At 65.3% G+C, this 24,665-nt stretch carries 28 protein-coding genes and 2 tRNA genes; 19 read left to right on the forward strand and 11 right to left on the reverse strand.

All coding sequences use genetic code 11. From position 1 onward, the window contains the following. Positions 1 to 12 precede the first annotated feature (12 nt). Positions 13 to 90 (forward strand) — tRNA-Met (locus V2L32_RS14740). Between the two features lie 65 nt (positions 91 to 155). On the opposite strand, the gene V2L32_RS14745 is transcribed toward V2L32_RS14740, so the two are convergent. The 5 genes from V2L32_RS14745 to V2L32_RS14765 form a co-directional block, all read right to left on the reverse strand. Continuing rightward, positions 156 to 752, reverse strand: coding sequence for a hypothetical protein (locus V2L32_RS14745; RefSeq protein WP_331233232.1), 597 nt, complete (start codon positions 750 to 752; stop codon positions 156 to 158). A gap of 221 nt (positions 753 to 973) precedes the next feature. Beyond that, positions 974 to 2,215, reverse strand: coding sequence for a methyltransferase (locus V2L32_RS14750; protein WP_331233233.1), 1,242 nt, complete (start codon positions 2,213 to 2,215; stop codon positions 974 to 976). A gap of 608 nt (positions 2,216 to 2,823) precedes the next feature. After that, on the reverse strand, positions 2,824 to 3,684 hold the full coding sequence (locus V2L32_RS14755) for a hypothetical protein (protein WP_331233234.1): 861 nt from the start codon (positions 3,682 to 3,684) through the stop codon (positions 2,824 to 2,826). Between the two features lie 225 nt (positions 3,685 to 3,909). Next, positions 3,910 to 3,982, reverse strand: a tRNA-Thr gene (locus tag V2L32_RS14760). 41 nt (positions 3,983 to 4,023) lie between these two features. Next, on the reverse strand, positions 4,024 to 5,004 hold the full coding sequence (locus V2L32_RS14765; RefSeq protein ID WP_331233235.1) for a class I SAM-dependent methyltransferase: 981 nt from the start codon (positions 5,002 to 5,004) through the stop codon (positions 4,024 to 4,026). A 75-nt stretch (positions 5,005 to 5,079) separates the two neighbouring features. Between V2L32_RS14765 and dph5 the strand changes: the two genes are divergently transcribed. The 4 genes from dph5 (at position 5,080) to V2L32_RS14785 (ending at position 7,115) form a co-directional block, all read left to right on the forward strand. Next, entirely contained in the window at positions 5,080 to 5,880 is an 801-nt protein-coding gene (dph5, locus tag V2L32_RS14770; protein ID WP_331233236.1) for a diphthine synthase, read from the forward strand. An 8-nt stretch (positions 5,881 to 5,888) separates the two neighbouring features. Continuing rightward, positions 5,889 to 6,257, forward strand: a complete 369-nt coding sequence (locus tag V2L32_RS14775) for a VanZ family protein (protein ID WP_331233237.1) — start codon at positions 5,889 to 5,891, stop codon at positions 6,255 to 6,257. Positions 6,258 to 6,280: 23 nt separating this feature from the next. Continuing rightward, positions 6,281 to 6,667, forward strand: coding sequence for a universal stress protein (locus V2L32_RS14780; RefSeq protein WP_331233239.1), 387 nt, complete (start codon positions 6,281 to 6,283; stop codon positions 6,665 to 6,667). Positions 6,668 to 6,728: 61 nt separating this feature from the next. Then, positions 6,729 to 7,115 carry a hypothetical protein gene (locus V2L32_RS14785; protein WP_331233240.1) on the forward strand — a complete coding sequence of 129 codons (387 nt, stop codon included), beginning with the start codon at positions 6,729 to 6,731 and terminating at the stop codon, positions 7,113 to 7,115. On the opposite strand, the gene V2L32_RS14790 is transcribed toward V2L32_RS14785, so the two are convergent. Together V2L32_RS14790 and V2L32_RS14795 are read right to left on the reverse strand one after the other, a co-directional pair. Continuing rightward, on the reverse strand, positions 7,112 to 7,900 hold the full coding sequence (locus V2L32_RS14790; RefSeq protein ID WP_331233241.1) for a VOC family protein: 789 nt from the start codon (positions 7,898 to 7,900) through the stop codon (positions 7,112 to 7,114). The two genes, V2L32_RS14785 and V2L32_RS14790, sit on opposite strands and share 4 nt — an antisense overlap. Before the next feature lie 119 nt (positions 7,901 to 8,019). After that, positions 8,020 to 8,730 (reverse strand): phosphatase PAP2 family protein, encoded by a 711-nt coding sequence (locus V2L32_RS14795; protein ID WP_331233242.1) that lies wholly within the window; start codon positions 8,728 to 8,730, stop codon positions 8,020 to 8,022. Between the two features lie 168 nt (positions 8,731 to 8,898). Here V2L32_RS14795 and V2L32_RS14800 point away from each other — a divergent pair, with 168 nt between their 5' ends. Beyond that, positions 8,899 to 10,494: a Na+/H+ antiporter NhaC family protein gene (locus tag V2L32_RS14800; RefSeq protein ID WP_331233244.1), complete on the forward strand. Its 1,596-nt coding sequence runs from the start codon at positions 8,899 to 8,901 to the stop codon at positions 10,492 to 10,494. A gap of 187 nt (positions 10,495 to 10,681) precedes the next feature. Here V2L32_RS14800 and V2L32_RS14805 read toward each other — a convergent pair whose 3' ends face one another. Next, positions 10,682 to 11,791: an OBG GTPase family GTP-binding protein gene (locus V2L32_RS14805; RefSeq protein WP_331233246.1), complete on the reverse strand. Its 1,110-nt coding sequence runs from the start codon at positions 11,789 to 11,791 to the stop codon at positions 10,682 to 10,684. A 151-nt stretch (positions 11,792 to 11,942) separates the two neighbouring features. Between V2L32_RS14805 and V2L32_RS14810 the strand changes: the two genes are divergently transcribed. Next, complete coding sequence (locus V2L32_RS14810; protein WP_331233247.1) at positions 11,943 to 12,146, forward strand: VNG_1110C family protein; 204 nt, start codon at positions 11,943 to 11,945, stop codon at positions 12,144 to 12,146. Here V2L32_RS14810 and V2L32_RS14815 read toward each other — a convergent pair. After that, positions 12,143 to 12,499, reverse strand: coding sequence for a DUF7344 domain-containing protein (locus tag V2L32_RS14815; RefSeq protein ID WP_331233248.1), 357 nt, complete (start codon positions 12,497 to 12,499; stop codon positions 12,143 to 12,145). The two genes, V2L32_RS14810 and V2L32_RS14815, sit on opposite strands and share 4 nt — an antisense overlap. A 108-nt stretch (positions 12,500 to 12,607) precedes the next feature. Here V2L32_RS14815 and V2L32_RS14820 point away from each other — a divergent pair, with 108 nt between their 5' ends. The 10 genes from V2L32_RS14820 to V2L32_RS14865 all read left to right on the forward strand — a co-directional run bounded on the left by V2L32_RS14820 (position 12,608) and on the right by V2L32_RS14865 (position 20,306). After that, positions 12,608 to 13,096 carry a 50S ribosomal protein L11 gene (locus tag V2L32_RS14820; protein ID WP_331233249.1) on the forward strand — a complete coding sequence of 163 codons (489 nt, stop codon included), beginning with the start codon at positions 12,608 to 12,610 and terminating at the stop codon, positions 13,094 to 13,096. Between the two features lie 43 nt (positions 13,097 to 13,139). Further along, positions 13,140 to 13,418, forward strand: a complete 279-nt coding sequence (locus V2L32_RS14825; protein ID WP_331233250.1) for an amphi-Trp domain-containing protein — start codon at positions 13,140 to 13,142, stop codon at positions 13,416 to 13,418. 111 nt (positions 13,419 to 13,529) lie between these two features. After that, positions 13,530 to 14,168, forward strand: coding sequence for a 50S ribosomal protein L1 (locus V2L32_RS14830; RefSeq protein WP_331233251.1), 639 nt, complete (start codon positions 13,530 to 13,532; stop codon positions 14,166 to 14,168). Between the two features lies 1 nt (position 14,169). After that, positions 14,170 to 15,204, forward strand: a complete 1,035-nt coding sequence (locus V2L32_RS14835; RefSeq protein ID WP_331233252.1) for a 50S ribosomal protein L10 — start codon at positions 14,170 to 14,172, stop codon at positions 15,202 to 15,204. Between the two features lie 17 nt (positions 15,205 to 15,221). Further along, positions 15,222 to 15,542, forward strand: a complete 321-nt coding sequence (gene rpl12p, locus V2L32_RS14840) for a 50S ribosomal protein P1 (RefSeq protein WP_331233253.1) — start codon at positions 15,222 to 15,224, stop codon at positions 15,540 to 15,542. An 87-nt stretch (positions 15,543 to 15,629) separates the two neighbouring features. After that, positions 15,630 to 16,901, forward strand: a complete 1,272-nt coding sequence (locus tag V2L32_RS14845) for a tripartite tricarboxylate transporter permease (protein WP_409348380.1) — start codon at positions 15,630 to 15,632, stop codon at positions 16,899 to 16,901. Between the two features lie 380 nt (positions 16,902 to 17,281). Continuing rightward, complete coding sequence (locus V2L32_RS14850) at positions 17,282 to 17,404, forward strand: hypothetical protein (protein ID WP_331233255.1); 123 nt, start codon at positions 17,282 to 17,284, stop codon at positions 17,402 to 17,404. Positions 17,405 to 17,508: 104 nt separating this feature from the next. Further along, complete coding sequence (locus V2L32_RS14855; protein WP_331233256.1) at positions 17,509 to 17,874, forward strand: DDE-type integrase/transposase/recombinase; 366 nt, start codon at positions 17,509 to 17,511, stop codon at positions 17,872 to 17,874. Between the two features lie 835 nt (positions 17,875 to 18,709). Further along, complete coding sequence (locus tag V2L32_RS14860) at positions 18,710 to 19,000, forward strand: PadR family transcriptional regulator (protein WP_331233257.1); 291 nt, start codon at positions 18,710 to 18,712, stop codon at positions 18,998 to 19,000. A 424-nt stretch (positions 19,001 to 19,424) separates the two neighbouring features. Further along, on the forward strand, positions 19,425 to 20,306 hold the full coding sequence (locus tag V2L32_RS14865) for an AAC(3) family N-acetyltransferase (protein ID WP_331233258.1): 882 nt from the start codon (positions 19,425 to 19,427) through the stop codon (positions 20,304 to 20,306). A gap of 146 nt (positions 20,307 to 20,452) precedes the next feature. Here the strand turns inward: V2L32_RS14865 and V2L32_RS14870 are convergent, their stop codons facing one another. Continuing rightward, positions 20,453 to 20,635: a DUF7563 family protein gene (locus tag V2L32_RS14870; protein ID WP_331233260.1), complete on the reverse strand. Its 183-nt coding sequence runs from the start codon at positions 20,633 to 20,635 to the stop codon at positions 20,453 to 20,455. 788 nt (positions 20,636 to 21,423) lie between these two features. Then, positions 21,424 to 22,083: a DUF7344 domain-containing protein gene (locus V2L32_RS14875; RefSeq protein WP_331233261.1), complete on the reverse strand. Its 660-nt coding sequence runs from the start codon at positions 22,081 to 22,083 to the stop codon at positions 21,424 to 21,426. Between the two features lie 315 nt (positions 22,084 to 22,398). Between V2L32_RS14875 and V2L32_RS14880 the strand changes: the two genes are divergently transcribed. Then, a complete protein-coding gene (locus V2L32_RS14880; protein WP_331233262.1) occupies positions 22,399 to 23,472 on the forward strand; it encodes a glycosyltransferase family 4 protein in 1,074 nt (357 codons plus the stop codon). Between the two features lie 85 nt (positions 23,473 to 23,557). Further along, entirely contained in the window at positions 23,558 to 24,646 is a 1,089-nt protein-coding gene (gene wecB / locus V2L32_RS14885) for a non-hydrolyzing UDP-N-acetylglucosamine 2-epimerase (RefSeq protein WP_331233264.1), read from the forward strand. Positions 24,647 to 24,665 lie beyond the last annotated feature (19 nt).

The following is a 24,665-nucleotide window of genomic DNA, read 5'->3' on the forward strand; positions in this document are numbered from 1 at the left end:
TAGTCCGTCCGAGGAAGGGTAGCTCAGAGGGAGAGCGCCCCCACATACCGTGGGCGGAGGCTTCGCGTGGTTCGAATCCCGCCCCTTCCGCTTCTACGACGAACGGACGTGAGGAGCGAAGCGAGAAACGGAAGGTTCGAATCTCGCTCTACCCTCTACACCTCGCCGCGCTTTCGCCTCCAGTTCCGCACGTGCCGGTTGAGCCCGGCGAGCCACCGCGCCCAGTCCTCGGAGACGTTCTCGACGAGCCCGAAGTACCACGGCGGACGCCAGAACAGCGACTCGACCTCTAACGGGAGCCCGTCCGGGTACTCATCGGTTCTGCACTCCGAGAGGAGCTTCCGTGTCGTCTCTACCCCTCGCTCGGTGCTCAGCCCCTCCTTTTTCACGTGACCGATCGGGTGGCGGATCCACGAGCGTTCCCAGTGGGCGTAGACCTCGACGTGGCCGTCGACCTCGTGGAACATCACGTGTAGCTGGCCGTCACCCAGCACCCATTTCCGCCAGACGTACGAGCCGTCGGAGACGTTGCCGTCCACGCGGATCTTCAGCGCGGAGAAGACGCTCCGGGAGAAGCCGAGTTCCGAGAGCACCGCTGCCAGTTCCTCACAGCTCATCTCGACGGTGCCGACGTACTCGTCCTCCGTGTTGCTGGACATCGCGTACCCGCCGAACGCCCAGCTGAAAGCCCGGTGGATCGGTGGTTTGATCGTCCGCCGCGTGGCGTTCAGCAGGTCCCCTGACTGTCCCATCTCGCTGGTGAGAGGGGAGTGAGCGGCTAACCGGTTTCGGTGTCCGTCCCGGTACGTTCGTTGCTGCTCTGAAATCGTACGGGTGGACAGTTCGTGTCTACCCTACTCGGATTCGTGACGAGGTCCGATGCCGGACGACAGTATTCGGCCAGCCGTTCTCTCGATGATCGAGCCGATACTCTGAATCGCCGTCACTTCGATTGCCGAGTGGGTGTGATCCGTTACGAACGAGTGTACTCCTGGCAGTCTATCAGGAACACGGGGTCCGTTCGGGTAGCGCTGGACGGGTACTCCGCCTCTCCGAGGTGTTCGACCTCGACACGTCCATCGAATACCGACAGCAGGAGAGAGGTATAGTACTCGACTATCGATTCGTCGGCCGCGATCGGCCGTTCACCGATGTACTGGAATCGGTGACTCGCCTCTCCGGGCGGCTCGAAGAAGATCTTGTTCGATCTCGTGGCGAGCTCTCGCAGCATCCCTTCGGCGCTCTCACGTCCGAAGTGCTCACACCAGTGGTGATAGACGGTCAACAGGAGAACGACGTCGACCGGTGGAAGCTCGGATACGTTCTCCGGATCGAGACGCTCGACGACGAATTCGATCCCCTCGGTCCCCTCCCAGGTTCGTTTCGCGGTCTCGATTCGCTCCCGGTCGACATCGATACCGGTCACCGTCAGACCTTCGTTCCCCAACTTCGCCGTGAAAAAGCCGCTCGCGCAACCGATATCGACGGCGGTCTCGTCAGTTTCCGCCAGTTTTGGGGCCATCATCTCCCACCGATCGTCGCTGTCCGTCCGTTTCCGTTCGTGATACGGTCGCTGGTGACGGAGTCCTACGTCCACCAGCGTACGTGCGACGAACCTCCGTGACGAAGCGGCCAGCGGTCGGAGCCCCTCGCGCCGATAGATCCCCGCTGCGTCGGTCAGCAGCGCCACACCTGGAATCCCGAGTCCGAGATCCGGACGCTCTTGCCCCACCGTCTTCTGTGAGGACGATCCGACACCATCGGTGTTCGTCCAGTCTTCGTCGGGGTACGCGGCATCCGGAACGCGATACCGACGCTGGGTCGAAATCACGGCGAGTAGCGCGGTGACTGACCCACCCAACGCCCCGAACAGAACCAACTGCTCGAACTCGGTGACGAGTCCGCCGCTGAGCTGTTCGCTGAGGACGTACCCGACGACGAGCGCGACCGCGATCCCGCCGCCACCGAGCGCCCAGCCCGCGACGATCCAGCGATCCACCCGATTCGGTGAGTGCGTCGCGATCCAGTATCCGCCGTAGACGATGATCGCCGCCGGCGTGACGACGAGAAGGCCCTCGAGCACCCAGATCCACAACGGTTCCGGATGTGTGATCAGGTACGCGAGACCGAGCGATCCGAGACACAAGCCGAGGACCGTCACGACCCACGCGGGCGTGTCGTAGTGCGCTCCCGGGCGGTTCGTTATCTGTGACACGACGTCAGTTTGTCATCCATTCACAAGAATGTTTACACTAGTCCCGAAGTTCGTGTCCCGACTCCGAGTCACTCGCGTCCCCTCGACCGAGACCTTCCCGAGCGCGACCACGACACTTCACACCAGTCCCATCCACACTCGTCGTGAGAACGATATGCCACACCCTCTCCGAGAGAGCCGAGCGGAGCGGTGCGTCGACGTGCGTTCTGTAGTGTTTCGAGACGAGCGTCGACGGGTCGTCGGGTCACGCTCGGCCGTCTTTCGAGACGTTTTTGAAGGGATGTCCGAACTGCTTCGGGCTGGTCGCTTCTTCTCAACTCGACCACGGAAATCCGAGCGAACCCTTCTCCAGCGCGATGGTGTTTCCTAACGCGAGCCTCATCGCCCGGTGCAGCGGCGGCTCGACCGTCCGACGGGTCGCGCTCAGCTGGCCCCTCCGACAGTCCCAACTCGATGGTGGAGGGGAGTGAGCGGCTAACCGATTTCGGTGTCGGGGCGAGGGGCTGTGGAGGCTGTCGAACACCGTCGCGACGAGCCGTTTCCCTCGACGTTCGGATCGAATCTCGTTCGAACACTCGCGTGAACGAGGGTGCGAGGATCTCAACCCATTAGAACGTCGTCACGAAGCGTGAGTTTCGAACGATAACCGCCTTCCTCCGACGGGTGAGCCTCGTTCCTGGCGGGGTGTGCATCAAATCGGTGCAGTTGCTGGAATGCCTGTTGAACGGGCTCAGCCCGCACATGTGACCGATCTCGTGTGCGAGATGGCGGTGAGCCGTTTTCTCGTCCTCGTGAACGAGGACCGAAGCCAAGTCGTCGGCCTTCTCAACGAGTCGGGACCGGACCGACGCCCCACCCCCATGAACGACGATCGGGGGATCGTCATCGTCTTCTTCGTCGGGCGGGCCAGGGGCCGGCTCCTCCGACGCAGTGCCGCAGGAATCGCGTCTACTTTCCAATCCGTCGACACTGACGATCGCGTACGAGACTGACGGACCGAGAGCGCACGCTTTCGGCCCCTCAATCTCCTTCACGATAAAAATCGTAAGCGGTGTCGCATATCCCACGAAGAAGCTACTCGCGCTTCGTGCCGTGTATCGCTTGAAGTACCTGCCGGCTTTGGTGATCTCGTCGCGAAAAGCACCGAAACTACAACGTGTGTACAGCGCCTCCGAGGGTGCAGGGCTCGGTACGGGGAGGATGAACTCGTTGTCGGCCGGTTGCATCCGTACGTTGGCCTCGCGTCTGAATATCTCTCGTGCCTCCTCGATCGACGGCATGACGTCTTCGGGCTCCGCGACGAGCTCGCCGTTCTCGTCCCGCAGGATCACCACTCTGAGACGCATCTTCATCGGCCACCGGATACCTATCAAACCGAGAACGGCGCCCGGGATCCCGATGAAACGATTCACACCCTCCTTGACGAGGTTCACACCCTGTCTGACAACGCTCGATACGGCTCTACCCACCGCCCCCGCCGCCCGTCTAACGCGTGAAAACATGCCTTCGGCCTCTTGCCTCGTTCACACCCTCCCACTGTCGAGTGGTAACGGATAACATGGTATAGTTGCGGAGGATGTCTTAGTTCTTTCTGGCGATATTCATACATTTTGGGACGGTCATTCACTTCGTTCGCGCCACGCTTCGTCTCCATCGTCATCTTCCCGTAGCTCACGAACGGGTTTCCGCGATAAAGCCAGTGGAGGGATTTGAACCCTCGGCCTAATCCTTACGAAGGATTCGCTCTGCCGGCTGAGCTACACTGGCGCTACTCGAAGTAGGCCCGACAGACTGTTTAAGCGTTGTGATCAGGTTCGCACTAGCCGGACGTCGAGACAGACGTTCAGTTCGTGTGGGGCGTACGACCGGACCTCTCTGCGCTCTTCGACGGTCACCTCGTACTCCGGATCGGCAACGGCTCGAATCGCCCGCTCGCCCGGCCCGAACGGGTCCTCGTCCGACTGGATGTCGTAGAAGTGAATCACGCATTCCTCGCCACAGAGCGCGACGGCGCTCTCGAGGAACTCGTCCGCGCTGTGAGGCAGGTTCATGATCACCCGATCCGCCCAGTCTTCATACCGTGGAGCGACCTCGCGGACGTCACCTGAGATCGCCGTGACCCGATCCGCCACGCCGTTCCGGTGGGCGTTCTCCTTCAGGTACTTCACCGCGCGGCCGTTCAGATCCACCGCGACGACCTCCGCGTCCCGTGCGGCCGCGGGGATCGCGAACGGGCCCACACCGGCGAACATATCGAACACCCGTTCGCCCTCGCGCACCTGCTCGGTCACCCGGCGGCGCTCGGTCGCGAGCCGGGGCGAGAAGTAGACCGTAGAGAGGTCGAGCGCGTACTCGAGGCCGTACTCGCGGTGGACCGTCTCCGTGCTCTCGCCTTCGAGTACGTCCCACTCACGGACACGCAACTCGCCTCTGATCTCCGAGGCACGGTTCACGACCGTGCTCACTGGTAGATCGGAGTCGACCACGGCTCGCGCGATCGCTCGCGCACGTTCGGCGTCCTCCTCGTGGAGGATCACGACGTCGCCGAGACGCTCGTAGCTCGGCTCCTCGCCCAGCAGGTCACCGGGTGTCGTCTGCCGGTCCCTCGCCGCCACGTCACGGTAGCTGATCTCGAACTCCTCGATCCCCTCGGGATCGCTCACCGGGATGTAGAGCCAGCCCCCCTCGGATTCGATCTCGTGGTCGGAGTCGAGCAGGCCGCGGTCGGCGAGCGCCGTCCTAGCGGCCTCGCCGCGCTCTCGCTCGACCTTGACACACGGCGTCTCCATACCGGCGAGAACCCCCCATACCGGTTATCGCTGACGGTTCGGTGGCGTTATTCCCCTCCCTCGCTCAGCCCCCGTATGCTCACGTTCATCGGTCTCGGCCTCTACGACGAGCGCTCGATCACCGTCGAGGGCCGCGAGCGCCTCCGGGCCGCCGACAGCGCCTACGCGGAGTTCTACACGAGTCGGCTCGTCGGCACCGACGTCGGAACGCTCGAAGCCGAGCACGGGATCGAAATCGAGGTGCGGGACAGGGAGGGCGTCGAGCAGCACCCCGGGGAGATACTGGACGCCGCCGAGACCAGGGAGGTCGCCTTCCTCACCGCGGGCGACCCGATGATCTCGACGACGCACGTCGACCTCAGGCTCCGTGCGGAAGAGCGCGGGATCGAGACGCGGATCGTCCACGGAACGACCGCGGAGGCGGCGGCCAGTTCGCTCACGGGTCTCCAGAACTACCGCTTCGGCTCGGCGACGACGCTTCCCTTCCCGTACGCCCACGGCGCGGAGGGCGTCCCGTCGAACGTGACGAACACGCTCTCGGCGAACCGAGAGCGCGGGCTACACACGCTCGTCTACCTCGACATCAAGATCGGGCGAGGCCCGGACGGGGAGGATCCCGACCACGAGGAGTTCATGACCGCGGATCTCGCGGCCTCTCACCTCTCCGAGGAGTACGAAGACGTGCTGGGTGTGGCCGTCGCCCGTGCGGGGAGCCCGGATCCGCTCGTCGTCGCCGATCGTCTCTCGGAACTCGCGGAGGGTGAGTTCGGCGGGCCGTTGCACCTCCTCGTCGTGCCTGGTGACCTCCACCACATCGAGAGCGACGCGCTCCGGGCGTTCGCCGGCGCTCCCGAGTCGCTCACCGAACCCGTCTGACTCCGCCGATGGACGAACGCAGCCGGTGGCTCGTAGTCGGCCTCCTCGCACTCGCAATCCTCGTGGCTTCCGTCGTTCCGATACCGGGAGCCGTACCCGAAGAGAGCGCCGGACTCTCGACGAACATGCTCTTTCACCTCGTGGGGTACGCGATCCTTTCGACGGCCCTCTCGGTCGCGTTTGAGACCCGGCGGACGATCGGACGCTCGGTCGCCGCGGCCGTCGTCTGTGCCACCGGCTACGGTGCGGTGATCGAGGGCGTTCAACTGTTCGTCCCGTATCGGACGGGCGACCCGGTCGACGTGGCCGTCAACGCCTTCGGCGCGCTCGTCGGCGCGTGCGCGTGGTGGGTATCGCGGCGGGCGGAAGGACTATGACGGAGAGCGCTCGTGTACCCGACATGTACCACGTGCTCCTCGCGGTCGCCGGGGACGACGAACGCGTCGGCTCACAGATCGAGGCCGTACGCTCGCTACCGGAGGCGGCGAGCGAGGTCGAGGTGACGGTGTTTCACTGCTTCGGGGAGAACCCATCGGGGGCGTCGGTCTCGCAGGTCGGTTCCGCACGCCGGGCGCGAGACGAGCTGGAGGCCGGAGGCGTGACGGTCCACCTCGACGAGTCGAGCGGCGATCCCGCGGAGGCGATCATCGACGCCGCCGAGAGGTGTGACGTCGACGCGATCTGCCTCGCCGGACGGAAGCGGACCCCAGCCGGGAAGGTGCTCTTCGGCAGCGTCACCCAGGGCGTGATCCTCGGCACCGACCGGCCGGTGATCGTCTGCGGCTGATCGGTGCTCGAACCACGACGTACGGGGGAAGGCACTCGGGGAATCGTCGAGAACCCGCGACATGGATCCGGATCGGCTCCGATCGAAGGCCGCGGAGTGGGTCGAGGAGGGGCTGATCACGGGAGAGCAGGCCGACGCGATCCTCGCTCGGTACGAAGGGACCACCCACTCACGGCTCACGCTCGCGCTCGTCGCCATCCACGCCCTCTCACTCGCTCTCGTGCTCGCGACGGTGGCCGCGGGCTATCACACCCGTCAGTCGGCGTTCGTGAACCTCGCGGCGCTCGCCCTGTTCGTCCAACTGCTGCTCGTTTCCGGCGCGGAGATCCCGGACACGGGAGCGTTCGCACTCGTCGCCGTCGGACTCGCGCTGCTCGCGGTCGGCCTCGACCGTGGCCGACGCCGACTGCTCGACGGGATGGCCGGGGGTGAGGGTCGAACCGGCTAGAACGGGAACAGCGAGTCGGCGTTCGGGTCCCGTGGGAGCAGTTCGATCTCGTGGCCGTTCTGGTCGGTCGTGAAGGCGTACATGTCGTCACAGGACTCGGGATCGCGGTACTCCGGGGCCTCGCGCTCCATTAGCGTCTCCCAGTCGTCGTGCAGGTCGTCGAGACGCACGCAGAGGTGGCCCCAGGCGTCGCCCATCTCGTAGGAACGACCGTCGTAGTTGTAGGTGAGTTCGACGGTCATCGCCTCGTCCGCGGCGCCCTCCGGCGCCATGAAGTAGTTCGCGAACGAGTCGGACTCCCAGCGACCGACGTGTTCGTACTCGAACTTCCGAGTCCAGAAGCCGAGCGCCTCGTCGGCGTCCTCGACGCGGATCATCGTGTGGTCGAGACTCCAGAGCGAGCCCTGATCGCGCTGGACGATCTCGATCTCGTGGCCGTCCGGGTCCTTCACGAACGCGTAGCGCCCCCCACAGGACTCCGGATCGCGGTAGTCTTCCACACCGTCGTCCATCAGCCCCTGGTACTCCGACTCGAGCGCGCCCTCCGGTACGCGCACCGCGATGTGACCCCAGGCGTCGCCTACCTCGTAGCTCTCGCCCTCGTTCCAGGTGAGTTCGAGCATCGCCCCCTCCTCGTGCATGTCCTCGGGACCGAGGTAGACGATGGTGAAGCCGTCGCCCTCGTAGCGGTCTTTCTCCTCGTACTCGAGGTGAGTCCGGTACCACTCGAGCGAGGTATCCAGGTCCTCGACGCGCATCATGACGTGGTCGAGCGTGCCGTCCATGCACGCGTCGACGGAACGGAGGTCGAAAAGCGTACCGGAGAGTCCGTGGGGCTCTCAGTCCCTCGATTTCCCGAGCTCGAAACCGTCGGCCGTCGCCGATCCCGATCCGCCCTCGCCGCTCAGCCGGGTCGGTTCCAGGACCCACCGAACCAGACCGAGAGCGAGAACAGGACGACCGACACCGATAGCAGCGCCACGGGTTCGAGCCGGAGGCCGGCGACGAGCACGCTCGTCCCGGCGAGCACGACGCCGAGTCCCAGCGCGACGGTCCGCTGGCGGGCGGGAGTCCGGTACCGAGCGAGGAGCCACCGGGTTCCGACGAGGAGGGCGAGCCCGAGTGCGATCCCGACGACGACGTCGACGAGATAGTGTAGCCCGAGGACGATCCGGGAGAGCCCGACGAGCGCTATGACCGTCACCGCGACGGCGTATCGGTTGCGTCTACGGCTCACAGGGAGGCGCTCTGCGAGCGCGAGGTAGACGACCGTCGTCACGACCGCGTGCCCGCTCGGGAATCCGTAGCCGCTCGCGTACCCCGTCAGTCCGTAGATCGGCCGAGCTACCGCCGGGAGCGCCTCCAGTGCGATCAGCGGCAGGTCCGGCCGGGGCAGGACGAACAGGTACTTCAACGCGAAGGTGAGCGCGATCGCTCCGATCGCAAGCCCGCCGACGGTCGCGATCCGGTCGCGGTCGAACCGAACGAACAGTGCGAGCAGACACAGGGTGACGAACCAGACGTCGCCCAGCTGCGTGAGCAGCGCGACGAGGAGCGCGAGGGCGTCGGGGACGGCACCCTGTAGCAGGTCGAACTCGCCGACACCACGGGACACGATCGAGGTCGCGCCGCGACGGTGTTAGCTGTTTCTCCCGACACCGTGCGGCGACTCCCCCGAGTGAGGTCTCCCTGGCCTCGGACCGTGGTCGGAATCCGGGCCGAGAGACCACACGCTCCCCGCCAGGGAAGGTTTAACCGTTCGAGGGTTGTCTAGTGGTATACCATGTCGGAGTTCGGCGCGCTCTCGCTGGTCCCACCACTGCTCGCGATCGTGCTCGCCATCGCGACGCGGAAGGCGGTGCTCTCGCTCTTCCTCGGGGTCTGGGCCGGCGGCGTCATCATCACCGGGGGGATCGGCCTCGGCCAGACGTTCGACTGGATCGCGGCGGCGATCGGCGAGAGCGTCTTCCACGCCCAGATCATCATCTTCACCCTCCTCCTGGGATCGGCGGTCGCGATGATCTGGCGGCTGGGGGGCTCGCACGCGATCCGGGACTGGGCGATCGAACGGATCGACACCCAGCGAAAGGCAGGCCTCGCCACGTGGGGTCTCGGCCTGCTGCTCTTCTTCGACGACTACGCCAACTCCGCGGTCGTCGGGAGCACGATGAAGGACGTCTCCGATCACCTCCGGATCTCGCGGGAGAAGCTCTCCTATCTCGTCGACTCGACCGCCGCGCCCGTCGCGACGCTCATGATCTCCTCGTGGGTCGCCTTCCAGCTCTCGATGATCGAGGCGGGCTACGAGGCGACGGATCTCCCCGCTGAGGAGGTCCCCGGCACCTTCTCGGTCTTCCTCGAGTCGATCCCGTACAACATGTACGCGATCCTCGCGATCGTCATGGTCGCGATCGTCGTGCTCACCGGTCGCGACTACGGCGAGATGCTCACCGCCGAACACCGCTCGGCGACGACCGGCCTCGTCACCCGCGAGGACGCGCAGCCGATGCAGGACGTCGAGAGCGAACTCGGCGAGCCGAACGTCTCGAACCCGCGACTCGCCTCCTTTTTCGTCCCGATCGCCGTCCTGATCGTCGTGACGATCGGTTCGGCGCTCTGGACCGGTCTCGAGCCGGGCGCCTCGCTCTACGACATGGTCGTGAACGCCGACTACGCCGTCGCGCTCATCTTCGGCTCGTTCGCGATGGTGCTCTCGACCTACGTCCTGGGCTACGTCTACAGCGTCCTCTCGCTCTCCGAGAGCGTCGACACGACGATCGACGGCTTCGGGATCATGCTCACCGCGGTGACGATCCTCGTCCTCGCGTGGTCGATCGGGAACGTCGTCGAGGCGCTCGAGACCGGCGAGTACGTTGCGGGTCTCGCCGACGAGGTGCTCACCCCCGAACTCCTGCCCGTGGTGGTGCTCTTCACCGCCGCGTTCATCGCCTTCTCCACCGGGACCTCCTGGGGGACGATGGCGATCGTGACACCGATCGCGGTGCCGGTCGCCTGGAGTCTCACCGGGGATCACACGATGGTCGCGGCTATGGTCGGGATGGTCTTCTCGGGGGCGATCTTCGGGGATCACTCCTCGCCGATCTCCGATACGAGCGTCCTCTCCGCGACCTTCACCGGCGCGGACCTGATCGACCACGTCCGTACACAGCTCTACTATGCGGTGACCGTCGCGCTCGTCGTCACCGTCCTCATGCTCGTCTGGGGGTTCACCAGGGTCTCGCCACTGCTCCTGCTCCCGCTCGGGGTCCTCGCGCTCGTCGGGCTCGTCTACGGGCTCTCCGAGTTCGATTCGAACCGGCGCGGGATCGAGCCGAGGCAGGTGCGGGACTCGCCGAGGGCGGCGGCCGACGACGACTGATCACCCGCGGTCGAGACCCTGGTACATGCCGAAAGCAGCCTCCGGATCTCCTCGGCGTGAGACCACCGGACGCAGACGACCGTCCCGACCGCCTCCAGCGCGACGACTGTCGGGTCGGTCCGAGACCGTTCCCACCACGTCCGGCGGTTCGCGGGCAGGAGAGCAAAGCGCCGGCTGGCGGCTCCGCTCACCGCCTGAGGATCAGCTTCAGGACGTCTTCGTCCGCGAGGACGTGGTCCTCGCCGACCTGCTGTTCGTCGTGTTTCGCGCTCGGACCCGAGACCCGGGCGAACCGAAAGCGCCGTTCGAACTCGCCGCCGAGTTTCTCCATCGCGTCGCCGACGGTCGACCCCTCGCGGACCACGAGCGGCTCCTCGTAGTCGATCCCGCGACCGGGTTTGTCCATGTAGACCCGGATGAGCCGCAGGTCCTCCCAGAGCCGGTCTTTGAGCGCGTCGAGACCCTTCTCCGCCTCTGCCGAGATGAACGTCACCTCCTCGGGGTCGAGTCCGTGGCTTCGCAGTTCGGCTCTCACCGTCTCGGCGTAGGTCGGGTCGATCAGGTCGACCTTGTTCACGGCGACAGCGGAGGGGAGATACACCCGGTTCTCCATTACGGCGTCGATCAGCAGGTCGATGTCGATCGGCTCCCTGATCGTGACGTCCGCGTTGACGATACCGTACTCGCGGAGCACCTCCTTTACCACCTCCTCGCTGAGTCCGAAGTCGATGTTGGAGGTGATCCGGATCCCGCCACGGCCCTTCTTCGAGACGGTGACGTCGGGGGGTTCGGTGTCCAGTCGGACCTTGTTCTCGTAGAGTTCGTTCCGCAGGCGCTCGTAGCGGTCGATCTCGAACGCCGAGAGCAGGAACAGCACGAGGTCGGCGGTCCGGACCACCGAGAGCACCTCGCGACCGCCGCCACGGCCGCCCGCCGCACCCTCGATCAGCCCGGGGACGTCCATCAGCTGGACGTTCGCCCCGCGGTACTGGAGCATCCCTGGCTGGACGTTGAGCGTAGTGAACTCGTAGGCGCCGACCTCGCTCTCGGCGTTCGTGAGCGCGTTCAGCAGGGTGGACTTTCCGACGCTCGGGAAGCCGACGAGCGCGACCGTCGCGTCGCCGGTCTTCGAGACGGCGTAGCCGTCGCCGCCGCCGCCGGAGGACTGGTTCTCGAGTTTCTCCTTCTTCTCGGCGAGTTTCGCCTTCAGCCGACCGATGTGGCTCTCGGTCGACTTGTTGTACGGCGTCGAGGAGATCTCCTCCTCGATCGCCTCGATCTCCTCTTCCAGTCCCATCGTCACTCCCTCGTCGCCTCGGCGGAAAATCCCTTTCGTTCAGCGACGAACCGTTCCCCAAGGCGGTCACCTCGTGGCCGGCGGTCGGTCGGGGACGGTTCCCGACGGTGAACCGACAGGATAATAGGGCCCCCTCGCAGACGGTAGCACCATGCCGGATCCCGCGCGGCTGCGCGACAGCACGCAGATAGTGCTCCCACGCTCCGCGCTGTCGGGGCTCGGCGAGCAACTGGAGGCGGAGTTCCCCGTCACTCTCTTCTCCGAGGGCGGGAGACGGGTGCGGATCATCGGCAGCCCGGTCGTCATCAAGGACGTGACGGAGTTCCTCGTGCGAAACGGCGTGGCGCTCCCCTAGCCGGAGAGTGCAGTCTGTGGTGGGTGAAGGAGGCCGATCGCCGCGTCAGCGTGCTCCGCACGGGAGACCGTATCGCCCTGTCTGTCGTACTCGACGATGCCGGCGTCGGCGAGCTTCGGGAGGTGGACGTGATAGAGCGAGGTGTAGACCTCGTCGACGGCCTCCGAGTTCGGCCTCTCGGTCCCCGCCGAGTGCTCCGCGCTGGCGAGGACGTCCGCGAGCACGTCGAGTGTGAGCGGCGACCCGTGGTCGGCGAGACAGCGAACGATGGATCGACGGCGTTCGGTCGCGAGCGCACCGAAGATCGCGTCGAGTCCCGACTCCGAGAGCGGGGACTCGTCAGTCAGCTCCATGGCATCGGTGATCCCTCGCCGGAGGAAGGACTGGTGCCTGCCCTCGCAGGCTCCCGTCACGCTCCGGAGAAAGCAAGCCTTAAAGCCGGCGCGAAGGTTCGTTCCCGTATGGCTGGAACGATCGAGGTGCTCGTTCCGGGCGGCGAGGCCAACCCCGGCCCGCCGCTCGGTCCCGAGCTGGGCCCGACGCCCGTGGACGTACAGGCAGTCGTATCGGAGATCAACGAGCAGACCGCGGCGTTCGACGGCACCGAGGTCCCCGTCACCGTCACCTACGAGGACGACGGCAGCTTCGAGCTCGAGGTCGGCGTGCCGCCGACGGCCGCGCTGATCAAGGACGAGGCCGGCTTCGAGACGGGAAGCGGCGTCCCCCAGGAGGAGTTCGTCGCGGACCTCTCGATCGACCAGGTCAGACAGATCGCCGAGCAGAAACACTCCGACCTGCTCAGCTACGACGTGAAGAACGCCGCGAAGGAGGTCGTCGGCACCTGCGTGACCCTCGGCGTCACGATCGAGGGCGACGATCCCAGAGAGGTCGCGGCGAAGATCGACGACGGCGAGTACGACGACGCGCTCGCCGAGGCCCCGGCAGCGTAAGCAGCGTCTGGTTTTATTCGGATTTCTCCCCTACCCCGAGAGGATGATAGAGATCGAGGAGGAGACCGAGATGAGCCGCGAGGAGATCGCCGAGTACTTCGAGGCGCTCGCCGAAGGCTTCCGGGGAGACGGCGAGTTCGAGGTCGTCGTCGGGAAGGCACGGATCGACGTCGATCCGAGCGACCCCTCCGAGGTCGAAGTCGAGTACGAGGACGACGGCAGCGAGGCCGAACTCGAGATCGAAGTCGAGTGGTACTACGGCGAGGAGGACGACGAAACCGGGGCCGAGGGCGACGACGGGGACGAGGAGTCCGAGGAGTAGACGGTTCCGGTTCGACGGGTTTAAGTCTCGCATCCGTCTTCTCGTGAACGAGACAGGCGTAGCCTGTTTCACACCGTAGTAGCCAGACGGCTGCGACTACGGAGGTGAACGATGGCAGATCAGGAACTAGAGGAAGTGGTCTCTCGCGCGCTCGAGGACCGACCGAAACGGAACTTCCGTGAGACGGTCGACCTCGCGATAAACCTGCGCGATCTGGATCTCAACGACCCGTCGAACAGAGTGGATACCAGCGTCGTCCTCCCGTCGGGAACGGGCCAGGACACGAAGATCGCCGTCTTCGCGGACGGCGAGACCGGCGTTCGCGCCGAGGAGGTCGCCGACGAGGTGCTCTCGGGCGACGACATCGCCGACCTCGGCGACGACACCGACGCCGCGAAGGATCTCGCCGGCGAGATCGACTTCTTCATCGCCGAGCAGGCGATGATGCCCCGCATCGGTGCGAACCTGGGGACCGTCCTCGGCCCGCGGGGGAAGATGCCGACGCCGCTGTCGCCCGACGACGACGTCGTGGAGACGGTGAACAGAATGAAGAACACCGTCCAGTTGCGAAGCCGCGACCGGCGGACGTTCCACACGCTGGTCGGCGCCGAGGACATGGAGCCCGAGGAGATCGCCGACAACATCGACGTGATCCTCAGACGGCTCTACGCCGACCTGGAGAAGGGGCCACAGAACATCGACTCCGTCTACGTGAAGACGACGATGGGCCCGTCGGTGGAGGTGGTCTGAGATGGCCGCAGAGGCCGAACGAAAGACCGAGAACCTCCCCGAGTGGAAGCGACACGAGGTCGATGCGCTGACCGAGATGATCGACTCATACGAGTCGGTCGGAATCGTGAGCATCACCGGCATCCCGAGCCGGCAGCTCCAGAACATGCGAAACGGCCTGTACGGCACCGCACAGCTCCGCGTGAGCCGGAACACGCTCGTCGAGCGCGCGCTCGAGGCCGCCGAGGACGACGTCCAGGAGCTGATCGTCCACGTCCACGGCCAGATCGGCATCGTCGGGACCGACGCCAACCCGTTCGCGCTCTACCGCGAACTCGAGGCGTCGAAGACGCCCGCGCCGATCAACAAGGGCGAGGTCGCCCCGAACGACATCGTCATCCCCGCGGGGGATACGGGGGTCGACCCGGGTCCGTTCGTCGGCGAGCTCCAGCAGGTCGGCGCGGCCGCCCAGATCAAAGAGGGCTCGATCCACGTCACCGAGGACAGCACGGTCCTGGAAGAGGGCGAGGTCGTCTCGGCCCAGCTCGCGAACGTGCTCTCCGAACTCGGCATCGAGCCGAAGGAGGTCGGCCTCGATCTGCGAGGCGTCTACTCCGAGGGGACCGTGTTCGCTCCGGAGGACTTAGACCTCGACCTGGAGGCCTACGAGGCCGACATCAAGGCCGCGGTCACGGGCGCGAGAAACCTCTCGATCAACGCGGTCTACCCGACCGAGGCGACCGCGCCGGCGCTCATCACGAAGGCGCTCGGCGAGGCGAAGAGCCTCGGACTCGCCGCGGCGATCGAGAGCCCCGACCTGGCCGGAGACCTCGTGAGTAAGGCCGACGCCCAGGTCCGCGCGCTCGCCGCGCGGATCGACGACGAGGAGGCGTTGCCGGAAGAGCTTCGTGGCCTCGACACCACAGCCGAGACCGACGAGGAAACGCCTGACGAAGACGACGAGCCCGACGCCGAAGCCGAGGCGGAAGCCGACGACGAAGACGACGAAGACGACGAGGGAGACGGCGCGGAAGGGCTCGGAGCGATGTTCGGATAACAACGGAGACAACACCAATGGAATACGTTTACGCAGCACTCATCCTGAACGAGACCGGCGCAGAGATCAACGAAGAGAACCTGACCGCGACCCTCGAGGCCGCGGGTGCGGAGGTCGAGGAGTCCCGTGTGAAGGCGCTCGTCGCCGCACTCGAGGACGTCGACATCGACGAGGCGGTCGCCGAGGCCGCCGCGGTGCCCGCGGCGGCGCCCGCATCGGGCGGCGAGGCCGAGGAAGCCGAGGAGGAGGCCGACGAAGAGGAGGCCGCCGAGGAAGACGACGACGAGGAGGACGAAGAGGACACCTCCGGCGAGGGCCTCGGCCAGCTCTTCGGTTAGAGCGAACCCGATAGAACGCGGATTTCTTCCGACGCGACCCGGTGAGCGGCGGTGTCGTCCGCACGAGTGTCCGAGTGTTCAAGTACGATGGGGCGACCAGCGGGGGCGATGGTCGCGCCCGGTATCGAGGTGTCCGCCGATCCCGGGCTGGCAGGCCCGGCGCTGGCGTTCGTCCTCGGCGGCGCGGCGCTGGGAACGATCAGCGGGCTGATCCCTGGGCTTCACGCGAACAACTTCGCGCTCTTTCTCGCCGGCGTCGCACCGATGGTGCCAGGTCCACCCCTCTTCGTCGGCCTCGCGATGCTCTCTGCGGGCGTCGTCCACACCTTCCTCGACGTGGTGCCCGCGCTCGCGCTCGGGGTGCCCGACGCCGATATGGCCGCAATGGCGCTGCCGGGTCACAGAATGGTGATCGAAGGGCGAGGGAGGGAAGCGCTCAGGCTCTCGGCGATCGGGAGCGGGCTCGCAGTACTGTTGGCGATCCCGCTCGCACTCCCCGTGACGCTCGCGATGGTCCACGTGTGGCCGACGCTCTCGGCGAACATGACGATCGTCCTCGGCTCGGTCGCAGCAGTACTCCTAGTGACCGAACCCACACGGTTCGCTCGTGTCGGCGGCGCACTCTCGTTCGGCGTGAGTGCGGTTCTCGGCTATCTCACCCTCGACATCGCGACCGAGAGCGCCCCGATGGCGCTCGACGGCGGCGACATGCTCGCGCCGTTGTTCGCCGGGCTGTTCGGCGCACCCGTGCTGATCGACGCGATGGGTGGCGCGGGCGTGCCGCGTCAGCGGGGATCGGAGATAACGGTCTCCCGGCGAGCGGTGTTGCTCCCGGCGGTCGCGGGTGCGTGCGCCGGGGCCGTCGTCGGCTACCTGCCCGGTGTGTCGAGCGCGATCGCCGCGGTCATCGCGCTCTTGCTGGTGCCCGGGAACTCCGGCGATCGGGGGTTCATCGTCGCGACGAGCGGGGTGAACACGGCCAACACGATCTTCGCACTGTACGCACTCGTCGCACTCGGCGCTCCCAGGACTGGCGTGCTCGTCGCGTTCAACGAGGCGCGCGTCCCGCTCAACCTCCCGATGCTGCTCGGCGCGGTGGCGATCGCCGCCGCCATCGCGTTCCTGCTCGTGCTCGTGATCGGTGACCGGTACTTAGAGACCGTCGGCTCGCTCGACTACACCAAGCTCTGTCTCGCCGTGTTCGCCCTCCTGATCCTCCTCTCGTTCCTGTTCGCCGGTGCGGTCGGCGTCGGGGTCTTCCTCGTGAGCTGTGTGATCGGATTTATACCGGTTCGGTTCGGAGCGAAGCGAGTACATTTGATGGGTGTGTTGATGGGTCCTATCATGATCGGGATCTGATGGGAGCAACGCGGTTAACAGGTCGAGGGGAGGGACAGACACCGGCAGTAGCCTGTGAAGTATTCTATCGTCGACTGCTGACTAGATACGGGACTAATGTCACGCTCCGAGTGAGCGAGGTGGTAGTTATTCTATCGTGATGACGACATTGGCCGTTTTGTGCCCGTGTTCGACGTATCTGTGTGCTTCGGCGCTCCATTTCAAGGAATTGCGTCTGTCGATAAACGTCGTAGCTCCACCGCTTCGAGGAGTTCTGTGAGCAATCACGGACAACGACGAGCAAGGTGTGGATGATCTCGTGCAGGAAATAGACCACTCTTCGTTCACTAACGGCTGAGACCAACGTGCAAAGCCGAGTGTGATTGGTCGAGTTAACAGCTATGGCACGGGTGGTGTTACTGGGAGAGCGCTCCCGGTCGATGATCACGCCGGAACCGTTCGTCCGGTGGCCCATTCGGTCGGAGATGGTGGTGAGGGATACCACCGGCATTATCACCCAGTGAGGATCGAAAGGACCTCGACGGTGGACAGATTGCGGACGCGACCAGACGTCCAGGAGAGCGGAGCTCTCGTGCGGCCAATCAGAACGCGGAACCCTCTGAGGACGGTGAAGCCGACAGGGATCGCGCTCGCCGAGACCGATATCGCGATGAACGGCGAGCGGACTTGTCTGTATACTGCAATATACGCCGGCACCGAGATGATCCTCGATGTCGCGCTACTCGGTCGACATACCACCGATCCGGCAGCCGTGTTCGTGTCTCGACTCACAGAGAAACACGATCTCTCCGATGCCCACTTCTCGTCTATCAGTTCGGATATCGAGCTTCAACCACCTGCTCAGGTGTGGACTGTCGACTCGACTATACCGACCGACACCTCGTTGAAAGTGGGGTCGGATCCTCACAGTCCGAGTCGACCGCTTCCAGAGTTCGTGGGTGGATATCGAGGCAAGCGTGCGACAGAGAATTGAACGGCTCGTGCATTAGTCCGAGTGCCGAAGCCGCATCGATCACTCGATGGACGAGCACCAACCGAGGTGGTGTGTAACCAGACTGTGCTCCGCTAGCGAATCGATTTTTGTGGGGGTATGGCTATCGTTTCGTGTGAATGTAGGTCACCAACGATCGAAGGCGCCACCGACTTTATACTAGTCAGTACAGCTAATGAGACATTCGGCTCTCTCCCACTTAAATCTATGTCAGACACCCCCGACGATCTCAGTTCGACACCGGTCTCTTCCTGTTGGTTCTCGATCCGCTATCCGTTCACCCCGTCACCCGAAGTGGCCTCGGTGGGGTTCTCATAGGGATCATCGTAGAAGTTCATACTTTCTCGAACGCGAATCGAGCGACGTCGGTGGCGTGTAAGCCTGGGAGATCCAGTCGGCTACGACGATCCCTATCAGTATCCATCTGTCGATCGATGTCCTCCCACGTCTCCGGCGTATCGTCCGAGCGTCCCCCACTCGACGGTGTCCCCCGCACCGACGATCACTCTCGTACGGACGGTCACAATCCTTCACCCTAGAGAGGCTCTCGGGCCGCGTTTTACCGAGAACCCGACGTGTACGTCCGATCTCTCGGATCGAGTGACGGAGCCGGATCGCACTCACCGAAGCAAGCGGTACCGGCGGAGCCGGTTCACACCGTATCGGTGGGATCACGTGGAACAGTTCGGCGTCGGTCCCGTCAGTTCCGAGGACGGTACCCACTCCACGGGTCGAAACCGCGTCCACCGATCCGGTACGCCTGTCATTCCACGCTAGCCGCTCAATACTTACAAGATACCACACACCAAGGTGAGCAATGGACGACCTGACGGGCTTTCAGCGCGACGTCCTCTACGTGATCAACGGACTGGGCGACCCTCACGGTCTCGGGATCAAGGAGGAACTGGAGAAGTACTACACGAAGGAGGTCCATCACGGCCGACTCTATCCGAACATCGACGCGCTGGTCGCGAAAGGACTCGTCTCGAAGGAGGAACTCGACCGCAGGACCAACAGCTACACGCTCACCGAACGCGGTGAGCGCGAGCTTAAGGCGCGCAGGCGCTGGGAGGACGAGTACGTCGGCTCCCTCCTCGCACGTTCGTAGCTTCGGGGGGCTATTCTGCGGGGGGATCCACTCCGTAGAAGATCCACTCGCACGTTTGCTGTGCCAGGACGTACCGGCCTCCGCGATCGACCCGTTTCACTCACCCGACCGGTATCGGGTGCGAGAGACGCGAGTTCGCGCACGTCGTTCGCCAGAGCCGCTCGCGGAGTTCGCCCGACGCTTCGCCTATCGCCTGGTATCTCGATCGTCGAGTCCGTCGACCGAGTTCACTCTCGTGTCGACCGTATCACTCACTCGGTCCGATCCTCTTCGACGTCCCTCGACCGGTATGTCCCGGTGTCGTGTGAGCGACCCGATCCGGTCCCCTCGGTCGGGAAGGTGGAAGGTCCCTGGTATTAGTACGTCGGGTGGACGACCTCTCGAAGGGAGTAACAATGAACGATCGTCCGAGTGTACTCCCTAGATGGTCTCTCGAAGTCCGGGCTCGCTCGAACCCGTCGGAACGAACGGGCTCCGCAGGGCGGTCCTCGACACCGCCCCGCAACGGGTCCATCGGTGGCGGATGCTCGCGAATCGGGTCGGGATGTACGCCCGGGACGCCCGCCGCGACCGGAGCGTGGGACGTGTCGACCCCGAGCTCTTCGACGCGGTCCTCGACCGGTACGCCACGGACACGGTCTTCGTCCACGTCGGGCTACGGGACGTCAAGCGGGCGTTCGCGTGCAACCCCTACGAGTTCCTTATAGAGCGGTTCGACGACCGGTTCGAGAGCGTCCTGAACCCCGGGTTCACCCCGTCGTTTCGCTCTCCGGACGGGATCTACCACGAGCAGTTCTCGACGCCCGCCTTCGGCGCGTTCTCCCGGCTCTTCTTCGAGGACTGCGAGTACCGAACCGACGATCCGACGAACTCGATCCTCGTCCGGGGGCCGTACCGGTTCGACGGCTGCGTGCGACGCGACAGCTGGTCGCCCGAGGGGCCGTTCGGACAGCTCGACCGGGAGAACGTCCTCTACCTGAACGTCGGGACCGACTGGCTGCGCTCCTCGCAGATCCACTACGTGGAGTCGCTACTGGGGGTACCCTACATCGAGACGGTGGAGTACGAGGGGGTTGTCTATCACGACGAGACCGAGTACGAACGCGTCACCCACCGCTCGCACGAGTACCCCTACGACCGCGAGATGCGCTGGAACCGGGCGAAGCTCGAGAACGGGCTGCGAGCGGCGGGCGTGCTCGAGAGCTACGATCTCTCGGGGCTCACGGTCAGGGCGTTCCACGCGCGAGAGCTCCGCGAGTGGCTCACCCCCCAAATCGAAGTCGATCCGTACTTCGTCATCACGTGAGAACGGCTGTACCGAGAGACTCCCGGAGCCCGTCCTGAGAGGAGCCGAGAAACCGTCTGCGAGGAGTTCGTGAGCTCTCGATCCCGCTCTTCTCTTCCGAGCCCTCTCTTCACACCCGTCCGCGGTACCCGGGTCGATCCCTGGCCCTATCGGAGTCGATCTCCCAATTCCGGTCGAGACGTGAACTCGCCGGATCGCGCCCCACGACCGGCGTAGATCTTTCGCGAACTCGTACAGGAGAGACAGCCGTGGACCTCCTTCGTGTTGTCCCCGAACACCCTGACGAAATCCGGCGTGACGAACGCGCCGCACTGAGTACACTCTGGCATGGTTTCCACCGTCACCCTGTACCACGACGACGGGTAAATTAGTATCGTAATGCCACTAAAATAAGTATATCCGACCATACTCACACCGGTTCGGACAGATCCGGGCGCAGACACATTGGATATCCAACTTTACTGGATCGTCCCTCGAACGGCGACGTGTCGTGAGGGTCGGCGAGAGTGTCGACCTCTCAACTCTCCGCCGACGAACCGTCACGATCGGGCTGACACGCGTACTGGCGTAATGGCGGGCTCGCCTCGTCGTCCTCCCGACGGCGTTTCGTGGTGGTAAGACGGCGGAACCCGGAGTCCGGGTGTCACACGGCGCTCGTGGCCGACCCAGCAGAACGGTTCTCGGACGGACCTGTCCGGAGGTGTCGGCACGGCGGCGAACTGTTGGCGAGCGTGAAATACACGCTATTCGGGTCGATCCGGCGGAGAGGGATCCTCGACCGAGGGTTCGGCTGTCCTAGTAGGGTGTTGACATCAATGCCGAGCCAGCCGACGTCGATCGGGGGCGGTCGGCTTCGCGTCCGCCGACCCACTCGTCGATTCGTCTTCGTCCGTCTGTCGTTCTTCGATGTTCCGTCTCACCCGCTCTCCGGTCGGCCGTCCTGCGTCACCGGACACGAACACCGGTCTCTCGGTGGTGCCGACGGTGAGCTTTCCACGCGACGCTCGCTCGACATCGGGCCGTCGTGTGAGGAGTCTCGGCACCGTGTCGGTGTGCGAGGAGTCACTCGGTACTATCATTGGGGAAAATCGAAGGTCCGTCCCAGGACCGTGAGCGATCAGCGGGAGCCGGCCGGCCGTCGGGTCCTCGAGTAGGAGACGGCCGTGTGCAGGAGGATCACCGAACTGAGAATGCCGAGGACGACGAGGAAGACGACCCGATCCGGGAGGTTCGCCACGGGCACGATCCAGAGGCGATTGAGCGCGAGCAGCGCCACGCCCGTGAGCCCACCCATCAGGTAGAGACGGTGCCAGAGGAACGTGTTCCCCGGGGAGATGTCCAGGTAGGTCTCGATCTGCTCGAGCCGGGGGGTCGGTTCGATCGTCCCGCGGGGCTGGTCGTACTCGATGACGCCGTACTCGCTCATCTTCGGAAGGTGTGTCTGGTAGAGCGAGACGTACGCGCGCTTTCGGTCCTTGTGCGAGATGTAGTCGTTGCCGTTCTCCCACTCCGCCATCGCGACGGCCATGTCCCGGAGTTCGACGGGGCCCTCTCGCTCGCTGAGGTATCTGATCACGTACCGCCGTCGCTGGTTCTTCAGCACGTCGAATATCTTGTTCCTGTCCAGCTGATCGGTCGTGTCCAGCCCGAGGAGGGCCCTGTGGTCCGTGGTTCGCGAGCCGTCTCCGCGGACTCCGTTCTGTTCCGTGACCGGCCGGTCCGCTGGCCGGTCAGTTCCACCCTGTTCCGTCAGACGTACGGTGTTCTCTGTTGCCATAGATTCGGGTTCGCTACCCGTTCCTCCGATACACAAGTCAACGCGTTGTCCAATAAAGGGTGGCACTCCGGTTCAAAGCGTGAGAATCGTGGCCGTTCTCCCATCCGCTGCGAGTCGATCTCACCCGTCGAGAAACGTGTGAGCTACCCCCGTCAGGTCTCCTGTCGTTCGATTGTCTACCACCTCGGCTCCCGTCAGATCGCAACTCGTGCTGGACCCGCGAGGGGCGAAGCGTCCGACTACCCGAAGAGGCCGCCGTCGGTGGCGCTAGCGGAGACATAACAATGTCCGGGTGAGCCGAGGCTCGGGGAGAGAATGGAGCGAACCGAGCGGTCGGTGCTGGTGCTCGCGAACCACACCGACACCGGACGCTTCGAGCGACACTACGGCCCGCTCGGGGACGTCACCGACGAGACGCGCTTGCTCTGTCTGAATCCCGACGCCTCGGTCGACTCCGTCGCGTCCACCCCCGTCCCCAGCTTCGGCTCCCGCCGGCTGGGGTTTCTCTCCCTGCTCCTCGTCGCGCTGTACGAGGGCCACCGGGGCGGGTACGACGCCGTCGTCTCCGTCTCGCTCTTTCCCTACGGCTGTTTCGCGCTGGCGCTGAAGGGGCTCTACGGGCTCCCGGCACACCTCGGCATCATCGGGATCGACCTCGACCACCACGCCGAGGCGTGGTACGGTGCGCTCCCGCGCGCGGCCTTCTCCCGGTTCGACACCATCTCCGTCCCGGGGCCCTCTCACGTCCGCCGTCTGCAGGCGATGGGTCTCGCCCCCGACCGGATCCACGTCCTCACGAACGCCATCGACCCCGACGTCTACCGCCCCGACCGGACCGCCCCGACCGAGTACGACTACCTCTGGGTCGGCCGGTTCAGCGCCGAGAAGGACCCGCTGCTCTTCGTCGAGGCGCTCTCGCTGCTCGCGGAGTCGGGGGCCGAGTTCAGGGCGGCGATGCTCGGCTCCGGGAGGCTCTCCGAGCGGGTCGTCGAGCGGGTCGAACGCCGGGGGCTCGCCGACCGGATCGACCTCCCGGGGTGGGTCGACCCACCGATCGAGTACTACCACGGCTCGCGGGTCTTCGTCTCGACCTCCGAACGCGACGCGCTCCCGCTCACGATGCTCGAGGCGATGGCGACGGGACTGCCCTGCGTCGTCCCGCGCGTCGGCTCGATCCCGGACGTCGTGACCCACGCCGAGACCGGCTACCTGCTCCCCGACCGCGACCCGCGGACGATCGCCGACGCGCTCGCAGAACTCGAGGGAGATCCCGAGCTCTACGACCGTCTCGCGACGGGCGCGACGGCGATCCGGTCGGAGTACTCCTACGACAGCGCACGCCAGGACTGGCGACGGATCGTCGGGAGCCTGGTCGACGCCGACCCGTAGCCCCGCGGCGGGTGTCGACCGATAGGCCGTGGATAACAAACCCGCCTCCCGTCGCTGATTCGTCATCGAACGCGACCCCAGCAGCATGTCCGACACACGAATCCTCGTCGTCCTCGGGACCCGCCCGGAGATCATCAAACTCGCCCCGGTCGTCGACGGCTGCCTCGAGCGCGGCGTCGACGTGCGCGTCGTCCACACCGGCCAGCACTACTCGCCGTCGCTCGACACGGTGTTCTTCGACCAGCTCGATCTCCCCCCGCCGACACACCAGCTCGGCGTCGGATCGACGAGCCACGGCGAGCAGACGGCGGCGATCCTCCGCTCGGTCGAACGGATCGTCGTCGAGGGGTCCCCGGATCACGTCCTCGTACAGGGGGACACGAACTCGGCGCTCGCGGGCGCGCTCGCGGCGGCCAAGCTCGACGCCTCGCTCGGACACGTCGAGGCTGGTCTCAGGAGCTTCGACGACCGGATGCCCGAGGAGACCAACCGGGTGCTTATCGATCACGTCTCCGATCTCCTGTTCGCCCCGACGCCGATCGCCCGGTCGATGCTCCGTCGCGAGGGGATCGACGACGACCGGATCGTCGTCACCGGCAACACCGTCGTCGACGCGCTCGTCAGGTACGGCGAGAGGGCCGCGAGGCGGAGCCAGGTCCTCTCCGAGCTCTCGCTCTCCCCCGGTGAGTACGTCCTCCTGACCGTCCACCGCGCGGAGAACGTCGACAGTCGCGAGCGGTTCGAGCGGATCCTCACCGGCGTCTCGCGGTTCGCTCGGGCGGTCGACAGACCCGTGGTCTACCCCGTCCACCCGCGGGCCCGAGAGCGCCTCGACCGGTTCGAGATCTCGCTTCCGGAGCCGATCGAGGCGACCGAGCCGAGGGAGTTCTTCGACTTCCTCACGCTCGAACGCGAGGCGGCCGTCGTCTTCACCGACTCGGGCGGGGTGCAGGAGGAGACCTGCGTCCTCGGCGTCCCCTGCGTGACGGTGCGGGAGACGACCGAGCGCCCGGAGACGGTCGACGTGGGCTCGAACCGGGTGATCGGCATCGACCCCGAGGACGTCGAGCGTGCCGGCCACGAGATGCTGGGTCGGTCGGGCGAGTGGGAGAACCCGTTCGGCGACGGCGACGCCGCGACGCGGATCCTCGAGGCGATCGGGGTCGGGCCGTGAGAAGCGTCCCGCCGAACGG

Origin of the sequence: Halalkalicoccus sp. CGA53 (genome assembly GCF_036429475.1) — an archaeon.
GTDB classification, from domain to species: domain Archaea; phylum Halobacteriota; class Halobacteria; order Halobacteriales; family Halalkalicoccaceae; genus Natronorarus; species Natronorarus salvus.